1 protein-coding gene and 2 pseudogenes are annotated in these 1868 nt (G+C 67.2%); 1 reads left to right on the top strand and 2 read right to left on the bottom strand.

Annotated elements, in window-relative coordinates:
- Positions 1-572 precede the first annotated feature (572 nt).
- Positions 573-956, bottom strand: a pseudogene (locus ABT345_RS33175) (transposase); the annotation flags it as partial.
- A gap of 210 nt (positions 957-1166) precedes the next feature.
- Between ABT345_RS33175 and ABT345_RS33180 the strand changes: the two are divergent.
- Positions 1167-1259 (top strand): annotated as a pseudogene (locus ABT345_RS33180) (3-hydroxyacyl-CoA dehydrogenase family protein); the annotation flags it as partial.
- Positions 1260-1550: 291 nt separating this feature from the next.
- Here ABT345_RS33180 and ABT345_RS33185 read toward each other — a convergent pair.
- The coding region (locus ABT345_RS33185) for an alpha/beta fold hydrolase (protein ID WP_351324230.1) at positions 1551-1868 on the bottom strand (318 nt) is incomplete at its 5' end.

Here is a 1868-nt window from a genome sequence, read left to right on the forward strand (position 1 = left end):
GCCCGATCGGGTAACAGAGGTTCAATCCGCGCCCACTGGGCGTCAGTCAACGACACCCAGACCCAACGATCAGATGATCCGAAGGAAACGCCCTAGTGCCGCATCAGGCAACGTTCGCCTCGATCCCGCTGGGGTGGGGATCATGGGGCGCGTAATCTCGCGGGATGCACTCTCATCTGCGCTTCGAGAACCCTCCCGCGCTGCCTCACGAGGTGGTGGTCGAGACGTTGGAGCGAGCTCTGCGTGACCGCTCGCAGGAGGGCGAGGCAGCGAGCGCTCTGGTCGGGAGTGCGTTGAACGATGACGATCGAGAGTTCATCGAGTACTGGTGCCTGCAGGTCGGGACGCGGGCCGTGCCGGGCAGCCCTCTGCTCGGGCTGGCCGGTCTGTGCCTGGGCCATGCCGCTCGACGCTTCGGACGTCTCAGCGATGAGGCCCTCGCGTTGGCGGAGTCGCTGACGGCGCGTGCTGAAGCGGACCCGAGGGACGTGGACGGTCGGGCTCTCGACGGCTATGACGACATCCGGAGCTTCCTTCACCTTTGGTGAGGCCGGAGCCTGTCGCGCGGGGCAGGCGACGTTTGCCCTGGCCAAGACCTCGCGTAGGCGTTCATCGGCAGCGTGCTTGTTCCGCCAGATGATGTAGCGGCGGATCATGCTGCCCTGGGCCTTGTGGCTGGGGTGGTCGGTGCCGTCGAGAGCGAAGTAGCGCAGGGCGGTGAGCTGGGCCTCGATCCGGTTGAGCCAGGAGCTGTTGGTCGGGGTGTAGGCGATCTCGGCATTGTTCGCCGCAGCCCAGGTCCCGACCCGCTGGCACCGCTTGGTGGTCAGGTGGGGCGAGTAGTTTTCCCAGACGATCGCGATGCGCACGTCCAGCGGGTGCAGAGAGCGCAGGTAGCGGCAGAACTCCACGAACTTCGAGCGGTTCTTGGACTTCTTGATGTGCCCGTAGAGCTCTCCCTCAGTAACCCCGCAGCCCAGCCGAGGTATTCGGCCAGCTCCAATACCCGACGCCACCATGACATTGCATGCCCGCGAGGCAGGCATGCGAGGGCTCGCCGCGATGGATGAGCGGTTCGCTCAAGACCCCTCGCAGGGGCGAGATCCGCGGTCGAATGTCCCTGGGAAATCCCTGGGCGCCCGAGAGGCCCCGAGCCGTCCTTGAATGAGCCGCTGTACGCCGCGCCGCCGCTCCTCGCCCGCATGGTCGACGCGGGACGGCTGGGGCGCAAGAGCGGGTCGGGGTTCTACACGTACTGAGCCTGGCTGGCGACGGCGTCAACTGCCGTCGATCAAAGGTGAGTTCACCGGGAGGCAGTGCCCTTCGCGGCACTGCCTCCCGGTACTTTCGCCGCCACTGAAGGGCTCTCCCCCTCGTGACGCTCCCCGCCTCCGACAAAGCCTCCTGCGTTCACCGGCGCCGTGATCCCGTGGACGGCGGCGCGGCCGTGGCCCACTGACCGGCATCGCCGGTCCCACCCGCCCTCTGGCCGGTGCCCCCGCGAGAAAGAACGATCCGCGTTGATCGGCCCCACGGCCTGCCCGCGCAGCTCAGCCGGCTACGTTTGCGGCTTCTTCGATGAGGTCGGTGACGGGTCCGGGGTGGGAGGCCAAGGAGGCGTGGCCGGCCATCAGCTCGACGGTCTTGTACGGGTTCATCCGCTCCGCCATGCGGCGTTCGTTGTCGGGGTGGATCATGTGGTCGTCGGCGGAGACCTGGTACCAGGTCGGCTTCGTGCGCCAGGCCGGTTCGGTGACGGCGTCGCCGAAGGTGGAGGCCAGCGGTGCTTTCTGCGTCACGGCCATCACCAGGGCCTCGTCCTCCGGAAGGTCCTGGCAGAAGCTCTCACGGAACTTGTCCTGCGCGAT

Source organism: Streptomyces sp. NPDC000404 (assembly GCF_040300365.1).
Classification (GTDB): Bacteria; Actinomycetota; Actinomycetes; order Streptomycetales; family Streptomycetaceae; genus Streptomyces; species Streptomyces ramulosus.